The following is a 20,000-nucleotide window of genomic DNA, read 5'->3' on the forward strand; positions in this document are numbered from 1 at the left end:
GGCAGGGTGGTTTGGGAAGAGAGGAGGTGAGGAGGGAGGGGGGTGGGTACGGGGGTCAGCGCGAGGTGTCGAAGACCTCGTCGCGGGTGGCGGCCAGCGCGCTCTCCAGCGCGCCGCGCAGCACCGGATGCTGGTGCACGTCGCCGACGACGAGCCGGGGCCGGGAGGCCGCCAGCTCCTCCAGCTCGGCCTGGACCAGGGCGCGCAGCACCTCGCCGCCCGACGTCAGCGAGGCGCCGCTGAGGACGACGAGTTCGGGGTCGAGGACGGACACGAGCGAGGCGAGACCGGTGGCGAGCCGGGTGGCGTACGTCTCCAGCAGCAGCCGGTGCAGGACCGTGTCCTGCGTGGCGGCCCGCTCGACGAGAGCGGCGGCCACCTCGGCGTACGGCCCCGACGGGATGCCGGTGATGCCGAGCTCCCGGGCCAGCTGGGGGATGGCCTGTGAGCCGGCCAGCTCCTGGTATCCGCCACTGTTGGCCTTGGTCACCTGCCGGACCAGGGGTGCCCCCGGAACCGGAAGGAAACCCACCTCTCCCGCGCCGCCGGTCCAGCCGCGGTGCAGTCGGCCACCGAGGACGAGGGAGGCGCCGAGGCCCCCCTCGTTCCACAGCAGCACGAAGTCGTCGTGGCCCCGGGCCGCGCCGAGCCGCTGCTCGGCCACGGCGACGAGGTTGACGTCGTTCTCGTACTCGACCGGCATCGGCAGCGCGGCGGCGAGGTCGTCGAGCAGCGCGGGGGAGTGCCAGCCGGGAAGGTGCGAGGCGTAGCGCAGACGACCGGTGTTGGGGTCGAAGGCGCCGGGCGTGCCGATGACGAGCCGGCGGATGTCGTCCCGGGCCAGGCCGGCCGCCTTCACGGCGCCGTCGAGGGCGTCGGTGACCTGCTGGACGACGGACTGCGCGGGCCGCCTGCCGGGGGTGGGCAGTTCGTACTCGCCGATCGTGCGGCCGGTGATGTCGGCGACGGCGGCGAAAAGGCGTTCGGGGGTGACGTCGAGGCCCGCGGCGTATCCGGCGGCCGGATTCACCTCGTAGAGCTGGGCGTTGGGGCCGGGTCGGCCCTCGCTGGTGCCCGTGGCGAGGACGAGTCCCGCCGCCTCCAGGCGGGCCAGGAGCTGGGATGCGGTCGGCTTGGACAGGCCGGTGAGCTTGCCGATCCGGGTGCGGGACAGCTGGCCGTGGGTCAGCAGCAGGTCGAGCGCGGCACGGTCGTTCATGGCGCGCAGGACGCGCGGGGTGCCCGGCGTACCGGCGGTTCCTGCCATGGGGGTCGACACCTGCCTTTCAACTGCCCAGCTTCTCAGTGACCTGGAAGGGAAGTCCATCCGGTGGCTTCGAGGAGGCCCTCCGGATCATTGTTAGGAAAGTTTCCTATCCAGTGGGGAGGAAGGTAAGCCCGGCGTGGAGGGGGCGTCAAGAGGAATCGGCAAGGCGGAGGGCGAGTCTTTGCCCGGCCCGGCGACGGGAATCGGCCAACTCTGTGTGATGGCAAGGGTTCCGGCGGGGAGGGGCTTCGTGTGTGCCGGTCCGCAATGCGCTGGCACGCGGCTTCTGATGTGAACATGCCTGATGTGTCGTGACAGTGACGTGCAAGCGGTTGCTGTAGTGAAGTTCCGAGGCGGGAGGGGCGGGCGAGATCAGGTCAACTCCCGTTCCCCGCATCTTTAATTTTTCTTGACGTTCGTTTTCACCCACCGTTAACTCAGGCCACTTTTGTGCTCTCTGTGACTTGACGGGGTGGGGACTGTGAAGGTGCGGTGGGGGAACCGCATGGCCGCGCGGGCGACGCTCGTGGGTGTGGCGGCGCTGCTGCTCACGGCGGGTGGGCTGTCCGGAAGCCCGGCAGGGGCTCCGGCGTTGGCCGCGGCGACGTGCACCGGGGGCGTGAACCCGGACTACAACGGTGACGGCATCCGCGACGTGGCGATCGCCGACCCCGAGGCCACGGTGGCGGGCAGCGCCCGCGCCGGCCACATCGACGTCGTCTACGGCGGCGGCAAGGGCACCAAGCGGCTGGACCAGAGTCTCGCCGAGGTGCCCGGCTCGGCGGAGGCGGGTGACCAGTTCGGCTTCAGCATGGCCACGTTCGACGTCAACGAGGACGGCTGCGACGACCTGGCGGTCGGCATCCCGCACGAGGCGATCGGCACCGCCCTCGACGCCGGAGGCGCCGCCGTGATCTACGGCTCGCCCGACGGCCTGGGCCAGGGCATCGCGTCCGCGGGCTACGACCAGGGGCTGGACTCCGTCCCGGGGGCCGCGGAGGCGGGCGACTGGTTCGGGTACTCCGTGGCCGCCGGCACCAGCGGCGGCAAGCCCTTCCTGATCATCGGCTCGCCGGGCGAGGACATCGGCACGCCCTCCCTGGTGGACGCGGGTTCGGCGGTCTACCTGAGGGACGGCAAGTTCACCGACTTCAGCCAGGACACGGCGGGCGTCCCGGGCGTCGTCGAGAAGGACGACCGCTTCGGAGCCCAGATCGCCGCCACCGCCACCCACTTCGCTGTCTCCACCCCGGGCGAGGCCATCGGCACGGACACCTTCGCCGGCGGCGTCGCCGTCTTCGGCCACACCTTCACCGACGGCAAACCGACCGCGCTCGCCGGCCTCGACCAGGACGGCACCCTTACCGACGGATCGGCGATCTCCGGCGGCGCCGAGCCCAGCGACAGCTTCGGCAAGGCCCTCGCCATGGTCCCCTTCCGGGCCTCCGGAACCGGTACGCCCACCGAGTCGCTCCTGATCGTCGGCGTGCCCGGCGAGGACCTCCCCGCGGACGCCGACGCCGGCATCGTGCAGGTCTTCAAGGTGACCGCCGCCGGAGCCGTCTCGGAACGCCCGGGCATGCAACAGGACCTCCCCGGCATCGAAGGCGCGTCCGAACCCGGCGACCTCTTCGGGGAACGCCTGGCCGCGGTCAACATCTCGCCCAACACGGCCGCCACCGCGTCCACCGTGCTCCTCGCGGTCGGTGTCCCCGGCGAGGACATCGGCGACGACCGCGACGCCGGCGCGGTGCAGACGTTCCCGCTGGTCGGCGAGCCCGGAGACGGCGACGTGTGGATCGAGCAGGGCGAGGCCGGAATCGGCGGTGACGTCGGGCCGCAGGAGTACTTCGGTACCGGCCTCGGCGCGACGACCGCCTCGCTGTACCTCGGTGTGCCCTACGGGCCCGCCGCGGACCGTGCCGTGTACGGGCTGCCCTGGGCCAATGTCGCCCCCGGCGGCACCGCGGGCACCGTGCAGGCCTGGCGACCCGGCGAGGGCGGCATCCCGGCCGACGGCGTGACGTCCTTCGGAGCGGTGATCCGGTGAACGGGGGAAAGAACGAAGTGAAGGTGCAGAGAGTGAGACGCCGCACCGCGACGACGGCGGCGGTGGCGCTCGCCGCGGCCGGGCTCGTGGCGACCACGCTGGCCGGGCTGCCCACGGATTCCACGGACGCTGTGGACGTACGGTCCCAGGCCGCGGCGGCGGCCGCCACCCCGGCCGCACTGCGGGAGGCGGTCGCGAGCGGCCTGCCCACCGAGGCCGAGGCGCAGACGGCCGCGCAGGAGGCGGGCCAGAGCGTCGAGGTGACCGGCCTGCGGGAGGAGCGCCGTACCGTCCTGGCCAACAGCGACGGCAGCTTCACCGCCAAGGAGTTCGCCGAGCCGGTACGCACCCTGCGCGGTGGCCGGTGGGCGGACATCGACGAGTCCCTCGTCCAGCGCGCCGACGGCAGCTGGGCACCGAAGGCGACCACGGCCGACGTCACCTTCTCCGGCGGCGGCGACGGGCCCTTCGCCCGGGTCCGGGTCGCCGGACGCGAACTCGCGCTGTCCTGGCCGGGCGGCAAGCTCCCGAAGCCGGTCGTCAACGGCGACTCCGCGACGTACGAGAACGTGCTGCCCGATGTGGACCTGGTCGTGCAGGCCGAGCCGGACGGGTTCGGCCACCTCGTCGTGGTCAACACCCCCGAGGCCGCCCGCAACCCGGACCTCGCCCGCCTCGACCTGGGCGTGGACACCACGTCGTTGACCTTGCAGGAGACCTCCTCCGGTGCGCTGCGCGCCCTGGACAGCGACTCCAAGGGCGTGGTCCTGGAAGCCGGTTCACCGGTCATGTGGGACGCGGGCGACCAGCAGGACGCCCCGGCCACGACCGTGCGCCCCGCCGCCCTCGCCGGCGCGGCCACGGCAGCCAGTGACCTCGAGCCCCCGCAGGACGCGGCCACCGCCCCGGTCGACCTGGAGGTCGGCCAGGACAAGCTGACGCTGATCCCCTCCCAGGACCTGCTCACCGACCCCGACACCAGCTTCCCCGTCGTCATCGACCCCATCGAGAAGACCACCAGCCGCACGGCCTGGACCTCGGTGATGAAGGGCATGCCGAACGAGCAGGACTGGAAGTTCAGCGGCTCGGCCGGCATGGGCAAGTGCCCGATCGACTACAACCCGATCGCCTGCAACGGCGTCGACGTGCGCAGGCTCATGTACACGGTGCCGACCTCCTTCTACAAGGGCAAGGACATCCTGGAGGCCACGTTCGCCGTGCGGGTCGCGCACATCTACAGCGCGACCCCGGAGGACGAGCCCGTACGGCTGTACCGCGTGGGCGGCAAGAACTTCGGCATCAACTCGTCGACGGACTGGGGCAACACCGACACCGCCTGGGACAGCCACATCATGACCGTGGACAAGGCGATCTCGCCCGTGTCCTGCTCCAGCGCCCCCAACCTGCGCTTCGAGTCCGGTCGGAGCGGCGCGCTCACCCAGGAGGTGCAGTCCGCGGCCACCGGCGGCTGGACGCAGATGACGTTCGGACTGCGGGCCGCCGACGAGGGCGACCTGCACGAGTGGAAGCGGATCTGCGGCAACGCCGTCCTGGAGGTCACCTACAACCGGCCGCCCGCGAAGGTCTCCATGAAGGAGATGTGGACCAGCCCCGGCGGTGTGTGCGCCACCTCCACCGGCGCCGTGCGCAGCCAGCACGTCGACGAACTGCCCAAGCTGCTGGTCATCCCGCGCGACCCCGACCACTCCAAGGACGAGGCGGAACCCGTCAAGGTGCGCTTCCGGGTCGAGTGGACCGACAAGAACGGCAACGCCCAGAAGTACGAGAAGGACACCGGCTACTCCTCCCCGACCGGCGCCAAGTTCGAGCACAAGATCAAGGTGCCGAAGGGCAAGCCGGCGATCCCCGAGAACGGCAAGGTCTACTGGTCGGCCGCGGTCCACGACAAGGTCACCTGGGGCCCGTGGAGCTACGAGGGCGACTCCGCCGTGCGCTGCGAGTTCGTCCTGGACCGCAACGTGCCGGGCAAGCCGGACGTCGACTCCAAGGACTTCCCCGAGGACAAGTCCGGTGAGCTCGGCGTCGGCGAGACGGGCACCTTCACCTTCTCGCCCAACCTCGGCGACAAGTTCGACAACGACGTGACCCGCTACTCCTACGACTTCACCAGGGACACCGCAGGACCGAAGAACATCTCGCCCTCGTCCCCGACGGCCCCCGTCTCGGTACCGCACACACCCGGCGAGATCGGCACGGTGGTGCTGGAGGTGACGTCGTACGACAAGGCGAACAACCCCAGCGCCCCGGCGGTGTACTCGTTCGTCGTCAAGGAGGGCAAGAGCGTCGCCGGGCAGTGGAACCTCGGTGACGACCCGCTGGCCTCCGAGGAGGGCCGGCACGTCAAGGACGAGAGCGACAACAGCCGCGCCGCGCGCGTCGGCACCGCCGTCGCCTTCACCACGAAGGACGGCCCGGGCGGTACGGCGGACCGCGCGGCCCACCTCGACGGCACGGCCGACGCCTACCTGACCACCGACGCGCCCGTGGTCGACACCGCCAAGGGCTTCTCGGTCAGCGCCTGGGTGCGGCCCACGGCCCTCGACAAGGACGGGGTCGTGGTCAGCCAGGACGGCACCGGCGAACCCGGCTTCACCCTCGGCTACGACGCCGTCGGCAAGAACTGGTCGTTCGGCGTCCCCGCCAACGACGTCGAGTCCCTCGGCGAGTGGCGGGCCACCGCCACCTCCACCGCCACCTGCAAGGACAGCACCACCAAACCGGTGTGCCCGAACGAGTGGGTCCACCTGACCGGCACCTACGACCCGGCGGCCGGCCAACTCCAGCTGTACGTCAACGGCGAGCTGAAGAAGTCCACCGCCCGGCAGTCCACCTGGTCGGCGCGCGGCGCACTGCAGATCGGCCGCGCGGTCACCAAGGCCGGATACACCCGCAACTTCACCGGGGACATCGCCGAGGTCCGCGTCTTCGACCGGCTCACCCCGGCCGCCGAGGTCAAGTCGATGCTCACCGTCAAGCCGTCCCGCAAGGGCTACTGGCCGCTCGACACCGTCACCTCCGGGGCGAGCCCCGACACCGTCGGCGGCCGTGCCCTGACGCTGGGCGGCGGCGCCACCCTGTTCCAGCAGACGCCGGAGCAGGTCGCCGAAGGGCCGTACCCGCTGGTGACGTCCATGGGCGAGCAGGGCGCGGTACCGGGCGGCCACCTGGTGCTCGCCGGGAACGGCTACGCGGCCACCTCCTCGGCACCGGTCGGCGCGGACGGCAGCTTCACCGTGGCCGCCCGGGTCCGGGTGGCCGCCGAGTCCGCCACCACCGACCAGACCCTGTTCGCGCTGGCGGGCGGCAAGACCAACCGCTTCCTGGTCCGCTACACCAAGTACACCGACGAAAACCCCTACGGCCATTGGGAGTTGGTGGTCCCCGGCAGCGACGATCCGGCCGCCGCGACCCTGACCATCCCCGACGACCAGGCCGGCGACCCGACCCTGGACGGCGGACAGCACATCGCCGTGGTCTACGACGGGCTCACCAAGCGGCTGCGCCTCTACGTCGACGGTCAGCTCGCCGACGCCGAGAACGCCGGCAAGCACAGGATCGGCTACTGGGCCGCGACCGGCGGACTGCAGGTCGGCCGCGCCAAGTCCGGCACGGGCTGGGCCAACTACCTCGGCGGCGAGGTGGACGACGTTCGCGTCTACGCCGGAGCGGCCGACGCGGTCGCCGTCGGCTGGATGGCCGAGCGGCTGGCCCAGCCGACCCTGTGACGGACGGTTCCGGCCGGGGCGCGCGCCTCGGCCGGAACCCCGTCCCCGACCTCGTGGCCCCGCTCTCCGGGAGAACCCTCCGGCCGGAGACGCCCAGCGGCCCTTCCAACCCCCCGCCTTCGCTCCTCAACCCGCGGAGTACCTGCATGCCTGCTGCCAGATCCCTCCTCACCCGCCGCCTGCGAGGCCGGGCCGCGGTCGTGGCCGCCGCCGTCTCACTCGCCCTCACGGCGAGCACGGTCCAGGCCGTGGCCTTCCCCGACCGTGAGGGCACCCCCGGCCCAGCCGTCCAGGAGCTCGGCGACCCCGTCGAGGGCAAGGACGCCCCGGCCCCCCGGAAGATCCCCGCGGACCCGACCCGCAAGGCCGCGATCCGCGGCCTGGACAAGGCGACCTGGCCGAGCGCGGGCCGACGCACCGTACCGGTCTCGGCGTCGGAGTCCCGCGCGACACCGCAGAAGATCGGCGGGCTGCCGGTCGGTCTGTCGGCGATCGAGCAGCCGAAGACGGCCAAGTCGCCGAAGACTGCCAAGTCGTCGAAGCCGGCCCGGACGACCACCCCCACGACCCCCGACGACCTGGCCGTGGAAGTCCTCCCCCACGCCCGGGCCACCGCGGCCGGCGCCGATGTCCTGCTGCGCGTGAACAACCCCGGTGCCGACCGGGCGAAGGTGCGGCTGAGCGTGGACTACGGCGCCTTCGCGGAGGCGTACGGCGGCAGCCACGGCTCCCGACTCGCGCTGTACGAGGTGCCCGCCTGCGCCCTGGACCAGAAGCTCGGCGGCAAGGGGTGCCCGGGCCGCCCGAAACCGCTGGCGTCCGTCAACGACGCCAAGGCCCGGACGGTCTCCGCACCGCTGTCCGCCTCCTCCGCCGGCACGGTGGTCGCCCTCGCCGCGGGCGACGCCTCCGCCCAGGGCGACTACAAGGCGACCCCGCTCTCCCCGTCGGCCGAGTGGAACGTGGCGCCCTCCTCGGGCGGCTTCTCCTGGTCGTACCCGATCCCGGTCGTGCCGACCCCGGGCGGGCTCAGCCCCTCCGTGGGGCTGTCGTACTCCTCGCAGACGGCCGACGGCCGGACCACGACGACCAACAACCAGGGCTCCTGGGTGGGCGAGGGCTTCGCGTTCGAGCCTGGCTACGTCGAGCGCTCCTACAAGCCGTGCGCCGACGACGGGCACTCCTCGTCGGGTGAGCAGTGCTGGGCCTTCGACAACGCGACCCTCATGCTCAACGGGTCGGCCGCGCAGCTGGTCAAGAGCGACGAAGACGGCAAGTGGCACGTCTCCGGCGAGGACGGCTCGAAGGTCGAGCAGCTGACCGGCGCGAAGAACGGCGACGACGACGGCGAGCACTGGAAGGTCACCACCGCCGACGGCACCGAGTACTGGTTCGGCCTGAACCGCCTCCCGGGCTGGAGCGACGGCAAGGCCGAGACGGACTCCGCCTGGACGACGCCCGTCTTCGGCGACGACGACAAGGAGCCCTGCTACAACGCCACGTTCACCAGCGCGTGGTGCAAGCAGGGGTGGCGCTGGAACCTCGACCACGTCAAGGACCCCCAGGGCAACGTCATGTCCTACTACTACGGGCAGGAGGTCAACCACTACGCCCTGAACGGCAAGACCGACGTCAACGGCACCTCCTACGTCCGCGGCGGCTACCTCAAGCGCGTCGAGTACGGCCAGCGCGAGTCCACGCTGTACACGCAGCCCGCGCCGGCCCGCGTGGTCTTCGGCACCGCCGAACGCTGCCTGACCACCGACACGTTCGACTGCGCGGCGGACAAGTGGACCTCGGCCAACGCCGGCAAGTGGCCGGACACCCCCTTCGACCGCTACTGCAAGGCCGACACCAAGTGCTCGGCCGTCCAGTCCTCCCCGTCGTTCTGGACCCGCAAGCGCCTCGAGTCGATCACCACCCAGGCCTACACCGGCGACAGCGCGAACCCGTACGCCGACGTCGACGCCTGGTCCCTCACCCACCGCTTCACCGACAACGGCGACGACTCCAACACCCTGTGGCTGTCGGAGATCGTCCACACCGGCAAGGCCGGCGACGGCACGGACATCAAGCTGCCGCCGGTGACGCTGATCGGCACCAAGCTGGCGAACCGCGTCGACAGGATCGGCGACAACATCGCGCCCCTGAACCGATTCCGGCTCGCCACTGTCATCAGCGAGAGCGGCTCCCAGCTCGACATCGCCTACAAGTCGCCCGACTGCTCGGCCGACGCGCTGCCCAAGCCGGGTGAGTCGGTCAAGCGCTGCTACCCGGTGGAGTGGGCGCCCCCGGGCTGGCTGGAGCCGATCACCGACTGGTTCCACAAGTACGTCGTCGACACCGTGACCCAGCGCGACCGCACCGGCGGCGACGTCAACGACGTGATGGTCACCCGCTACGACTACCAGGGCGACGCGGCCTGGCGGCACGCCGAGCCCGACGGCATCACCGACGAGAAGTTCCTGACCTGGAGCCAGTGGCAGGGCTACGGCAAGGTCTCCGTCACCAGCGGCGACAGCGAGCACAGCACCCGCGTCGACCACACCTACCTCCAGGGCATGAACGGCGACAAGCTGCCCGGCGGCGGCACCCGCACCGAGAAGGTCACCGCCTCCAACGGCACCGAGTACACCGGCCACAAGGAGTTCACCGGCTTCGAGGTGGAGAAGGCCGCCTACGACAAGGGCAAGGTCGTCTCCAAGACCGTCAGCACGCCGTGGAAGCACGACACGGCCACCCAGACCCGCAGCTGGGGCACCACCAAGGCGACCCTCGTCCAGACGACCCAGGTGCGCGGCTACACCGTCAAGTCCTCCGGCGGCTGGATCGAGACGGAGTCGAGGACGGAGTACGACCCCGAGAACGGGCGCGTCCTGGAGATCGACAACCGCGGCGACACCTCGACAGCCTCGGACAACACCTGCACGCGCACGTCGTACGCCGACAACGCGGCCAAGCACATCCACTCGCTGCCCAAGCAGATCGAGACCGTCTCGGTCGCCTGCGACGTCACCCCGAACCGCAAGACCGACGGCAAGACCCCCGGCGACGTCGTCACCGACCAGCGCACCCTGTACGACAACGGCGCCTACGGCGCCGCGCCCACCAAGGGGCTGGCCACCTCCACCCAGCGTCTGGTCACCCACGACGGCACCAAGGGCACGTACCAGACCACCGGTATCACCAGCTACGACGACTTCGGCCGTCCCAGCACCCAGGAGGACACGGCCGGGGCGCTGACCAGGACCTTCTACACCGATGTCAACGGACTGATCTCGGAGACCAAGGTCACCAACGACCTCGGCCACAACACCATCACGTCCTTCGACCGGCTGCGCGGCCAGTCCACCGGACAGACCGACCCCAACGGCAAGCGCACCGACCTGGCCCACGACGCGCTCGGCCGGCTCACCTCGGTGTGGCTGCCGGACCGGCGCAGCAACCAGACGCCGAGCATCAAGTACAGCTACCTCGTCCGCCAGAACGACCCGGTCGCCGTCAAGACCGAGAAGATCGAGCAGGACGGCAGTTACGGCACCGAGTGGCAGCTCTACGACGGCCTGCTCCGCCCGCGTCAGCAGCAGACCGAGGGTCCGAACGGCGGCCGTATGGTCGCCGACACCTTCTACGACGCCACCGGCTCCGTGAAGCGCGCCAACGAGACGTACTACGCGGCCGGCGCGGCCTCGGACCAGCTGCTCAAGGTCACCAACGGCGACGTCGCCAACCAGATGCGGTACGAGTACGACGGCCTGGGCCGCTCCACCGCCGAGATCTTCACCATCGCCGGGTACGAGCAGTGGCGCTCCACGACGGCGTACGACGGCAACATGACCCACAGCGACCCGCCGCCCGGCGGAGTGGCGACCACGACGGTCACGGACGCCGAGGGCAAGATCAAGGAGCTGTGGCACTACAAGGGCGACACGCCCGTCCCGACGGGGCCCGGCACCGAGCGCACGGTCACCAAGTACACCCACACCCCCGCCGGTGAACTCGCCACCGTCACGGACTCCAAGGGCAACGTCTGGCGCCAGGAGTACGACCAGCGCGGCCGCCTGGTCCGCAAGACCGACCCGGACACCGGCGAGACCAAGTTCACCTACGACGACGCGGACCGCCTGAAGTCCACGGAGGACGCCCGGCACCGGATCGTCTCCACCGAGTACGACAGCCTGGGCCGCCCCATGTCGACCTGGGAGGGCGCGGTCGACTCGGGCACCAAGCTGACCGAGACCAAGTACGACCGCTCCGGTTCGCTCGGCTACTCCTACGCCACCTACCGCTACCTGACGAACGGCGAGGCGTACTCGACCGTCGTGGGCGCCTTCGACTCCTTCTACCGGCCGACGACCACCAACTACACGGTCCCGCCCTCCGAGGGGAAGCTCGCGGGCACCTATCCCTTCACCACCGCCTACAACCGCGACGGCACCGTCGCCAGCAACGGCGTTCCGGCGGCCGGCGGACTGCCCACGGAGAGCCTCAAGTTCACCTACGACGACCTGCAGCGCCCGCTCACCATGAGCAGCGCCACGTCGACGTACGTCACCGGCACCGTCTGGTCCAACACCAGCCAGCTGCTGCAGCTCTCCCTCAGCACCGGCGGTGCGCGCACCGAGGAGAACTTCTACTACGAGAAGGGCACCGACCGCCTCACCCGCTCCACGGTGAAGGTCGGCTCCACCGCCACCGTCGCCAAGGACCAGCACTACTCCTACGACCAGTCCGGCAACGTCCTCTCCGTCGCCGACACCGCCAACCCGGCGAGCGCCGCGAGCCTGGACGTGCAGTGCTTCGCCTACGACGGCCAGGCCCGCCTCGTCGACGCCTGGACCCCGGCGGCCACTGCCGCCACCGCCCAGGGCGAGGGCACCATCGGGGGCACCCCCGACTACGCCGGCAAGAAGCCCACCGCCTGTGACGCGGCAGCGGGTGCCAACCCGCTCGGCGGACCGGCGGCGTACTGGACGAGCTGGTCGGTCGACGACATCGGCAACCGCACCCAGGAGATCCGCCACGACCCGTCCCTGAACGCGGCCAAGAACACCACGCGCACCTTCGCCTACCAGGACGGCGACCAGGACGGCACCCCGGGCGAGGCCGGCGACGGCGGACCCCACCAGGTGACCAAGATCGCCGAGAAGACCCCGACCGGCGACCGGCAGCAGACGTACGCCTACGACGTGTCGGGCAACACCTGGAAGCGCACGATCGGCGGCGACACCCAGACCCTCGACTGGGACGCCACCGGCAAGCTCACCAAGGCCGTCGAGGCCGACGGCGCCGCGACGTCGTTCCTGTACGACGCGGGCGGCAACCGGCTCAAGCGCACGACGGCCGACGAGACCACGGTCTACCTGCCCGGCCTGGAACTGGAGCTGAAGACCGGTTCCACGACGGCCACCGCGACCCGCTACTACACGTACGCCGGCCAGACCGTCGCGATCCGCACCTCCGACAACAAGGTCTCCTTCCTCTCCGCCGACCACCACGGCACCGGGGAACTCGCCGTCGACGCCGTGAGCGGCGCCGTCACCCAGCGGCGCAGCGACCCCTACGGCGCCGCCCGAGGCAAGCTGTCGCCGGAGACCGGCACCTGGCCCGGCCAGAAGGGCTTCGTCGGGGGCACGATCGACGCCTCCACCGGCCTGGTCAACATCGGCGCCCGCCAATACGACGCCGACCTGGGCAAGTTCGTCTCGCCGGACCCGCTGCTCGACTTCACGCGGCCCCAGCAGATGAACGGATACGCGTACGCGAGCAACACCCCGGTCACCCTGTCCGACCCGACCGGCCTGTTCGAGTGCCGCAACGGCCGCTCCATGAACTGCGACCAGCACGGCAACGCCCGCGGTGACGGCGCCTGGTGCCCGAGCGCCATCGACCCGTACTGCCCGAGTGGCAGTGCCGAGGTCGGTCAGGCGGCGCAGGAGGTCGCCGGCGCGGAGGCCCAGCAGTCCCGGGCCCAGCAGCAGGTCAAGTCGTCGGTCAAGGCGATCGTCCACATCGTCAAGGACATCCTCGGCATCAACGCCGCGATGGACTGCATCTCCAGCGGTGACATCGGGGCCTGCGGCGAGACGCTGCTGAACATCGCGGGCAGCTTCGCGGGCGGCATCGCCGGAAAACTCCTGGCGAAGTACGGCATGCCCTGGAACATCGGCAAGGGCATCAAGCTCGCCAAACGCGTCACCGGTCTGCTGAAGGACATCTTCGGCGGCCTGAAGGCCATGTCGAAGGCGTCCGAGCGCCTCAACAGCGCCCGGGCGGCGCTGGCGAAGGCGAGGGAGAAGGCGCTCGCCGCCGTCGACCGGATCAAGAGCTCGGTCGGTGGGGGCGGCAAGGCCGGCAAGTGCCACAGCTTCCTGCCGGACGCCGAGGTCCTGCTCGCCGACGGCAAACGCAAGAAGATCAAGGACATCAGGCCCGGCGACCGGATCACGGTCACCGACCCGGAGACCGGCCGCACGGTCGTCCGTGAGGTCGCGGGCACGATCGTCACCGAGGACGACAAGCAGTTCGTCGACCTCACGGTCGGGGCGGCCTCCCTGGTCGCCACGGTCACCCACCCGTTCTGGGTGGTCTCCGAGAACCGCTGGGTCCAGGCCGGGGACCTGCGCCCGGGCATGACCCTGCGCACGGCGAGCGGCACCACGGCCACCGTCGAGGACGTCCGCCACTTCGAGCGCCGCCAGCGCACCCACGACCTCACCGTCACCGGCATCCACACCTACTATGTGGCGGCCGGCGAGACCCCGCTGCTGGTCCACAACTGCGATGTGGCCCTGGGACAGAAGGACGAGGGCACCTACGCCTGGGCGGAGAAGAAGGAGTTCAAGCACTTCCAGAAGGCGGGGGAGAACTGGATGGGGCCGGTGCAGGACGCGATCCGCGACCCGAAGGTCAAGCTCCACGTCAACCTGGAGGGCGTCGGCAACTTCATGGACGCCGCCACCGACGGGCTCACCCCGGGGCACCCGTTCGCCACGGACATCGAGATGGGACTCATCGCCCGGGCCGTCTACTCCGGTGAACGGTCGTGGAAGAGCATCACGTTCTACAAACGCGAGGGGAACGAGCTGACGGCCCTGCCGACCGGACCCGAACCCGACTGGTCACAGATGGCCGGAATCCGCAGGTTCATCACGGACGCGAGTCCGTCGTGCACGTGCTAGCAGCGATCAACGAGGAGAACCTTCGGACATGGACGGGATCGAACCGGCCGGCCACCCGGACGTCGTCGAGGCGGGCGGACTGGTCCCGGCGCTGGAGGCCGTCGCGCGACGCGAGGGCGTGGACCTGGGGCGGGTGTACAACCGGGAGATCCTCGGGCCACACACCGCGGAAGTGGACACGGACCGCGGAAGGATCTCCGTGGAACTCGGCGCCAGGCGGGCGTTCTACCTGACACTGGGCGGGACGCACCGGGGCTTCCAGTGGGCCACCGGCGTGACCGACGACCTCACGGCGCTGGTACGGGCCGTGGCGGCGTGGCGGGGCGGGACCCGGATCGCCGAGTTCGTCGCGGCGTACCCGTTCATGACCGCGGGGCGCCTCGCCGAGGCCCAGGAGTCGGGTGATCCGGTGGCGGCGCAGTGGGAGCATCTGCGGACATCCCCGTACCTCGCCGACGAGCGCCCCTTCGTGGACGCCGTGCACGCCGACGGCAGGTTCCGCCGCCTGTACCCGAACCTCAGCCACGGCACGCTGAGGCTCAGCACCGGCGGCGGGGTGCAGGGCGCGCGGGAGATCCACATCCTCCCGGTCGACGCGGGGCGTTACCGGGTCGAGGACACGGGGACGGAGGGTTCGCGCCGGTACGTCGCCTCCCTCGCGGAGGCGCTGGACGTGGCCGCCGAGCACCTCGGACTCTGATGCGAGAGAGGCGGGGGGGGGGGGGGGGGGGGGGGGGGGGGGGGGGGCGGGCGGGGCGGGGGGGGGGGCGGGCCCGCGCCCGGGGCGGGGCGCGCCCCCGCCCCCCCGCCCCCCGGCGGGCGCGCGGGCCCCCCCCCCCCCCCCCCCCCCCCCCCCCCCCCCCCCCCCCCCCCCCCATCACTGGGCTGCCTACTTCGCCGCCGGCCTCGGCTGGGCGATCGGGGAGGCCACCGCCGACTGGGGCGACTCCGTGTTGGCGTACACCGACGGGGCCGCGACCGCCGCCGTCGGGTCGAGGACCGCCTCCTCCTCGGGGAGGGCCGTCGCGCCGCCGACGATGCGGATGTCCGCCGCGTCGAAGGCCCGCTTGACGCGCCAGCGCAACTCGCGGGCGACGGTGAGGGACTTGCCGGGCATCGTCTTGGCCGAGAGGTGGACGACCATCGAGTCGAGGAGCACGCTGTCCAGGCCGAGGACCTCGATCGGGCCCCACAGGAGCTCGTTCCAGGGCTCTTCCTTGCTCATCTTCTCGGCGACCTCGTCGAGGGTGGCCTTCACCCGGTCCAGGTCCTCGGACGCCTTCACGGTCACGTCGACGCCCGCCGTCGCCCAGCCCTGGGACAGGTTGCCGATGCGCTTGACCTCGCCGTTGCGGACGTACCAGATCTCACCGTTGTCGCCGCGCAGCTTGGTCACGCGCAGCCCGACCTCGATGACCTCGCCGGCGGCCACGCCCGCGTCGATCGTGTCGCCGACGCCGTACTGGTCCTCCAGGATCATGAACACGCCGGAGAGGAAGTCCGTCACCAGGTTGCGGGCGCCGAAGCCGATCGCCACACCCGCGACACCGGCGGACGCCAGCAGCGGGGCCAGGTTGATCTGGAACGTGGCCAGCACCATCAGCGCGGCCGTGCCCATGATCAGGAAGGACGCCACCGAGCGCAGTACCGAGCCGATCGCCTGCGAGCGCTGCCGGCGCCGCTCGGCGTTCACGAGCAGACCGCCCAGCGCCGTGCCGTCCACCGCCTGCCCTGTGCGGCTCATGCGGTCTATGAGCTTGGTGATCGCCCGCCGCACCGCCACTCTGAGGATCACCGCTATCACCAGGATCAGCAGGACCCTGAGCCCGATCGCGAGCCACGTCGACCAGTTCTCCTCGACCCAGCTTGCGGCGTTCGTCGCGCTCTCCTGGGCGTCCTGGAGCGTGGGCACCGCCGGGACCGTCGTCCCCGAGGGGGACGGGGACGGGGATGGCGACGAACCGGCGGCCAGTAGGACGGCGGACAAGGACACGGCAGGTACCTCCAGGTACAACGGTCCACCCGTTCCGGTACGGCGGTCAGGTCGTCCAGATCACGGAAAGGTCACCGGACGGGCAGAACCACCACACTAACGGGGCATTGTGTGGGGGGCGGCCCGATGTGTGAAGGAGAGACCGTGCTCACCTGGGCTTGAACCGGTCATGATCCGGGGGATGAATCAGATGTGGTCGAAAACACTCCCAGCCCGTTACCGGGACATGGTGGCGCTTCCACCAGGCATGAGGAGAGACTGACTGCACATCGTCCCGGCGCGAGCCACGCGCCGCCGACGCCCAAGGAGGCCTCCGTGCCGCATGTCCTGGTCCTCAACGCGTCGTACGAGCCGCTCGGCGTCGTACCGCTCCGCCGCGCGCTCGTCCTCGTACTGGAGAACAAGGCAGTCTCTCTGGAAGAGTCCGGCGCCTTCATGCACAGCGCAACCGTCACTGTCCCCGCACCCAGCGTGGTCCGGCTCAAGCGATTCGTCCGGGTTCCCTATCGGGGGCCCGTTCCTCTCACCCGCAGGGCGCTCTTCGCCCGCGACGGGGGCCGGTGCATGTACTGCGGTGGCGTCGCAACCAGCGTCGACCACGTCATCCCGCGCAGCCGCGGGGGCAAGCACGTCTGGGACAACGTGGTGGCGTCCTGCCGCCGCTGCAACCACGTGAAGGCCGACCGACATCTCGTCGAGATCGGCTGGCGGCTGCGCCACAAACCCGCCCCGCCGAGCGGACTGGCCTGGCGCATCATCGGCACCGGCCATCGGGACCCGCGCTGGATGCCGTACTTGCAGCCCTACGGCGCTGATGACGCCCTGGCCCGGATCGACGGCATCTCCGCCTGACGATCCGGGCCTTCGCATTGCCCGCCCCGGGGGTCCCCCGTGCCCCCGGGGCGGGCCGTTGTGGTGCGCTCCGGCGCGTTTTCAGGTGCCTTGCCTCGGAGCGTTTCACGTGCATTGTCCCTGAGTGCGCTTCCGCGCGTCTCACACGTAGCGGAGCTCCGCCGGGTGCACCGAGCGGCGCAGCAGGGGCAGCGAGGTGGCCGCCGCCAGCAGACAGCACGCGTAAACGGCCACCGGGACAAGCAGCGCGACGTACGGCACGCTCGTGGGGGCGTCCATGGGCAGCGACGCGTACCAGACGCCGATCGCCATGCCCCCGACACCCGCGACGGTCACGGCGGGCGCCAGCGGCAGCGCCGTCTCCAGGAGCAGCGCCCGGCCGAGTACCGCACGCGGCACCCCGGCGGCGGCCTGCGCGGCCAGGCCCCGGCGGCGGTTGGCCAGGGACTCCGCGGTGCCGACGGCCAGTCCGGACAGGGTGATGGCGAGGGCGACCGCGATCGCCGCGGCGGTGAGGTTCAGGCCCGTCGAGTAGTAGGACATGGGCATGCCGAGCTCGCCCCGGTCCTGCATGCCGTTCAGCTCGGTCAGGAGCGTCTGCCGGATCCCCACGAATGCCGTGCCGACGACCGTCACCAGCAGCACCGCCGCGTGCGTGCGGGCCGCCGCCCACGGGTCGTCGCGCAGCCGCTCCGCCGCGATCAGCGTCGCCGCCGTCCGGGCCCGGGCGGCCAGCAGCCGCCCGGTGACCTTGGCCGCGGCCCCCGCCAGCCACACCGTGCCCGCGCCGACCGCGAGGACCAGGCCGAACATCAGCAGCGGCACCTGCCCGTGGCTGCGGCCCGGCTGGTTGCCCGAGGTGCCCGCGACGGCGAGAAGCGCCAGCAGCACCACCAGCAGCACCGCCCCCAGGAACAGCAGCCCCGGACCCCGACCCGAGTTCGGCCGCACCCGGCGCACCCAGCCGAGCGGCGAGGTCACCACCCGGCGCAGCGCCAGCGCCCCCGCCGCCGCGCCCAGCACCGGCACGCCCAACGCGACGAGGACGAACCCGGCCCAGGCGAGGGCCACGGGGTGGTCCCACCGGCTCAGCAGCACCGTGAGCGCGGTGGCCGTGGCGAGCGCCGAGCCCAGCAGGCAGGCCAGCCCCGTCTCCAGCGCGGCGATCCGACGCACCTGCGCCGGAGTGGCGCCCGCCAGGCGCAGGCCCGCCAGCCGCCGGTCGCGGTGCACGGCGCCGACCCGGGCGCACTGCCCGAGGAAGCCGAGCACCGGAACCAGCAGGAGCAGCAGGCTCACGATCACCCCGGACCGCTCGCCCGGCTGGTTCAGCAGACCGTTGCCGACGGGCACGCTGTATTGCCCCCGCAGCGAGGCCAGCGCGGTGGCGGCGAGGGCGAACCCCGTCGCCAGCGCGGCCCCGGCCGCCGTCAGCCCGACCCGCCACCACTCCCTGCGGTCGGAGCCTCGGGTGAGCTGCCAGGCGAGGCGGACGTCGGTCGTGATCCCGGGGCGTCGCTCTGTGCCTGCCTCGGTGCTCATGCCGTCACCCCCACCGGTGCCACGCCGCCGTCGATCAGCCGGACCTCGCGGTCGGCGTACGCCGCCACCTGGGCGTCGTGCGTGATCAGCAGCACCGATGTCCCGGACTCGCGGGCCGTGTGCACCAGCGCCGTCATCACCTGCTCGGTCGCCAGCGAGTCCAGTGCGCCCGTCGGCTCGTCCGCGAAGACCACCTTCGGGCCGGTGACCAGGGCCCGGGCCAGCGCGACCCGCTGGGCCTGGCCGCCGCTCATCTCGCCCGGCCGCAGCCCCTCCTGCCCGCGCACCCCGAACCGCTCCAGCCACTCGCCCGCCTGGGCGTGCGCCTCGGCGCGGGCGGCCCCGGCCAGCATCAACGGCAGCGCCACGTTGTCCACGGCCGTCAGCTCCGGAATGAGCTGACCGAACTGGAAGACCACCCCGAAGTCCGTACGGCGCAGCACGCTCAGCCGCTTCTCGGGCAGCTGGTCGAGCCGCTCCCCGGCGTACACCACCGAGCCCTCGTCCGGGCGGACGATGCCCGCCAGGCAGTGCAGCAGCGTGGACTTGCCGCTGCCGCTGGTCCCGGTGACGGCGAGGATCTCGCCGGCGTGCAGTTCGAGCGAGGCGCCGCGCAGGGCCTGCGACCTGCCGTGTGTCTTGGCGAGGTCACGGCCCGCGAGGAGCGGTACCGACGTACCCCCGTTGTTGCTCATGCTGCGTCGACCTCCGCGGTCAGAGTGATCAGCCGGGCCGCCGTCGTGGTCATCCAGCGGAGGTCGGCGTCGAGGTGGTTGAGGGCGTAGTCCGCCGAGAGCACGGTCGCGAGATCCGCGTCCTTGGTGGTCTTCACCGCGGTCAGCTCACGCATCCGCTCCATGTGGGCGGCGCGCTGAGTCCGTAGGTAGGCGGCCGGGTCGCCACCCGAGAGGATCGAGACGACGACCTTGGCGAAGATCTCGTTCGTGATGAACGGCGCGGGCGGGGCGATCTCCCCGGCCCACCGCGTCAGCTCACGCGAGCCCTCGTGCGTCGAGCGGTACACGGTCCGCTCCGGGCCGCCGTCCGAGTCGGTGCCCTCGACCTCAGCCAGGCCGTCGCGGACCAGGCGCTGAAGGGTCGTGTACACCTGCCCGTAGGCCAGTGGACGGGCCTGGGGGAAGCGTTCGTCGTGGCGTCGCTTCAGGTCGTAGCCATGGCTCGGCCCCGTCGCGAGCAGCCCCAGCAGGATGTGACGGGTGCTCATGGGGATCATTATGCACTCGATATATGTACTGAGTGAATAGCAGGGAGGAGAGAGGGGAGGAGAAAGGAGGAGTGAGTTGGAACATGTGTCTTGTTCGGGGTTCACACGTCTGCCCTCGCGCCTGGTGGGTAGGGCTGCGATAAC

10 protein-coding genes are annotated in these 20,000 nt (G+C 71.4%); 5 read left to right on the forward strand and 5 right to left on the reverse strand.

Annotated elements, in window-relative coordinates; all coding sequences use genetic code 11:
* Positions 1-55: 55 nt before the first annotated feature.
* Positions 56-1,267 (reverse strand): ROK family protein, encoded by a 1,212-nt coding sequence (locus ACFYWX_RS08000; protein WP_389423119.1) that lies wholly within the window; start codon positions 1,265-1,267, stop codon positions 56-58.
* Positions 1,268-1,772: 505 nt separating this feature from the next.
* Between ACFYWX_RS08000 and ACFYWX_RS08005 the strand changes: the two genes are divergently transcribed.
* The 4 genes from ACFYWX_RS08005 to ACFYWX_RS08020 all read left to right on the forward strand — a co-directional run bounded on the left by ACFYWX_RS08005 (position 1,773) and on the right by ACFYWX_RS08020 (position 14,944).
* On the forward strand, positions 1,773-3,317 hold the full coding sequence (locus ACFYWX_RS08005; RefSeq protein WP_389423120.1) for a VCBS repeat-containing protein: 1,545 nt from the start codon (positions 1,773-1,775) through the stop codon (positions 3,315-3,317).
* 32 nt (positions 3,318-3,349) lie between these two features.
* Entirely contained in the window at positions 3,350-7,063 is a 3,714-nt protein-coding gene (locus ACFYWX_RS08010) for a LamG domain-containing protein (protein ID WP_389423121.1), read from the forward strand.
* Between the two features lie 146 nt (positions 7,064-7,209).
* Positions 7,210-14,244 carry an RHS repeat-associated core domain-containing protein gene (locus tag ACFYWX_RS08015; protein WP_389423122.1) on the forward strand — a complete coding sequence of 2,345 codons (7,035 nt, stop codon included), beginning with the start codon at positions 7,210-7,212 and terminating at the stop codon, positions 14,242-14,244.
* A gap of 28 nt (positions 14,245-14,272) precedes the next feature.
* A complete protein-coding gene (locus ACFYWX_RS08020) occupies positions 14,273-14,944 on the forward strand; it encodes a DUF6193 family natural product biosynthesis protein (RefSeq protein ID WP_389423123.1) in 672 nt (223 codons plus the stop codon).
* A gap of 189 nt (positions 14,945-15,133) precedes the next feature.
* On the opposite strand, the gene ACFYWX_RS08025 is transcribed toward ACFYWX_RS08020, so the two are convergent.
* Complete coding sequence (locus tag ACFYWX_RS08025; RefSeq protein ID WP_389423124.1) at positions 15,134-16,237, reverse strand: mechanosensitive ion channel family protein; 1,104 nt, start codon at positions 16,235-16,237, stop codon at positions 15,134-15,136.
* A 315-nt stretch (positions 16,238-16,552) separates the two neighbouring features.
* Here ACFYWX_RS08025 and ACFYWX_RS08030 point away from each other — a divergent pair, with 315 nt between their 5' ends.
* On the forward strand, positions 16,553-17,089 hold the full coding sequence (locus tag ACFYWX_RS08030) for an HNH endonuclease (RefSeq protein ID WP_133926226.1): 537 nt from the start codon (positions 16,553-16,555) through the stop codon (positions 17,087-17,089).
* A 141-nt stretch (positions 17,090-17,230) separates the two neighbouring features.
* Here the strand turns inward: ACFYWX_RS08030 and ACFYWX_RS08035 are convergent, their stop codons facing one another.
* The 3 genes from ACFYWX_RS08035 to ACFYWX_RS08045 are packed head-to-tail and all read right to left on the reverse strand — an operon-like array spanning position 17,231 to position 19,856.
* Complete coding sequence (locus ACFYWX_RS08035) at positions 17,231-18,631, reverse strand: FtsX-like permease family protein (RefSeq protein ID WP_389423125.1); 1,401 nt, start codon at positions 18,629-18,631, stop codon at positions 17,231-17,233.
* Positions 18,628-19,326 carry an ABC transporter ATP-binding protein gene (locus tag ACFYWX_RS08040; protein WP_389423126.1) on the reverse strand — a complete coding sequence of 233 codons (699 nt, stop codon included), beginning with the start codon at positions 19,324-19,326 and terminating at the stop codon, positions 18,628-18,630. Before ACFYWX_RS08040 ends, ACFYWX_RS08035 begins: the two co-directional genes overlap by 4 nt.
* A complete protein-coding gene (locus ACFYWX_RS08045) occupies positions 19,323-19,856 on the reverse strand; it encodes a PadR family transcriptional regulator (RefSeq protein ID WP_389423127.1) in 534 nt (177 codons plus the stop codon). The genes ACFYWX_RS08040 and ACFYWX_RS08045 overlap by 4 nt, the downstream gene beginning before the upstream one ends.
* Positions 19,857-20,000 lie beyond the last annotated feature (144 nt).

Source organism: Streptomyces sp. NPDC002888, assembly GCF_042888465.1.
Classification (GTDB): Bacteria; Actinomycetota; Actinomycetes; order Streptomycetales; family Streptomycetaceae; genus Streptomyces.